The sequence below is a fragment of the Aphanizomenon sp. UHCC 0183 genome, from assembly GCF_009712065.1.
Taxonomy (GTDB): domain Bacteria; phylum Cyanobacteriota; class Cyanobacteriia; order Cyanobacteriales; family Nostocaceae; genus Dolichospermum; species Dolichospermum heterosporum.
Window position 1 is genome coordinate 4,785 of the sequence record NZ_VILC01000150.1, and the last position, 1,186, is coordinate 5,970.

2 protein-coding genes and 1 pseudogene are annotated in these 1,186 nt (G+C 36.3%); all 3 read left to right on the plus strand.

The features are described 5' to 3' along the window. Window positions 1–96 precede the first annotated feature (96 nt). The gene (locus FJR37_RS26655; protein WP_200888948.1) at window positions 97–621 is read left to right on the plus strand and encodes a bifunctional 2-polyprenyl-6-hydroxyphenol methylase/3-demethylubiquinol 3-O-methyltransferase UbiG; all 525 of its coding nucleotides are present in this window, start codon (window positions 97–99) and stop codon (window positions 619–621) included. An 86-nt stretch (window positions 622–707) separates the two neighbouring features. Beyond that, a complete protein-coding gene (locus FJR37_RS26660; RefSeq protein WP_197705512.1) occupies window positions 708–965 on the plus strand; it encodes a hypothetical protein in 258 nt (85 codons plus the stop codon). Between the two features lie 24 nt (window positions 966–989). Beyond that, window positions 990–1,186, plus strand: a pseudogene (locus FJR37_RS25335) (flagellar assembly protein H); the annotation flags it as partial.

Below are 1,186 nucleotides of genomic sequence, written 5' to 3' on the forward strand. Positions count from 1 at the left end.
ACCTAATTTTTTTCAAGAATTAAATATGAGTTCTATATTCAGTAAGTTACAGTATCCGCAAAAGTTGAATTACCACCCTTGTTCAATAAAAATACCATGAAAATCTGCCCTCAATGTCACCACCATTTTAACCAAGAAAATTGGCATTGTCCAGCTTGTGGATATACCCCCCCATCCTTAAATGGCCACTTGACCTTTGCACCAGAACTGGCTGCGGAGAGTGCTGGATTTGAAGCTGAATTTTTTCCTAAATTAGCACAATTAGAAGCCAAAAACTTCTGGTTTCGTTCCCGAAATCGGCTGATAATTTACGCACTAAAACATTATTTTCCCCAAGCCAAAAACTTCCTAGAAATTGGTTGCGGAACTGGTTTTGTCCTGCAAGGAATTGAAAAAAATCTCTCTCATCTTACCTGTTCAGGTAGTGAAATATTTACCGCAGGGTTAGAATTTGCTAGAGAACGTCTATGTAAAACAACTCTATTTCAAATGGATGCTCGGAATATCCCCTTTGCTGAGGAATTTGATATTATTGGAGCTTTTGACGTTCTTGAACACATAGAACAAGATACAGACGTTTTAGAAAAAATGTATCAAGCTACACAAAATGGGGGGGTATAATACTGACCGTTCCTCAACATCCTTGGCTATGGAGTCAAGCTGATACTCATGCTCATCATGTCCGTCGCTACGTTAAAAAAGATCTAATGATCAAATTACACCAAGCGGGATTTAAAATAGTTAGGGTGACATCTTTTGTTTCTTTTCTATTACCATTAATGCTAATTTCTCGCATCAACAGTCGCTCAAATTCCAAAGATTATGACCCCACCAGCGAACTCAAAATTAGCGGATTTCTAAATTACCTCTTGGAGAAAATCCTTGATATGGAACGCTGGTTTATAAAATTAGGGTTTTCCTTTCCTTTCGGTGGTTCTTTATTAGTAATTGCTTACAAAAAATAACCAGAGAATCTATGTGACAAAAACATGAGTGAAAAAATAGACCATGACCGCTTATTTAAAGAACTGATATCCACATTTTTCATAGAATTTATAGAACTGTTCTTTCCCGAAGTTCTTAAATACATAGATACCAACTCAGTCTCATTATTAGACAAAGAAATATTTACAGATGTTACCGCAGGAGACAAATATGAAACCGACTTAATAGCCAAAGTCAGATT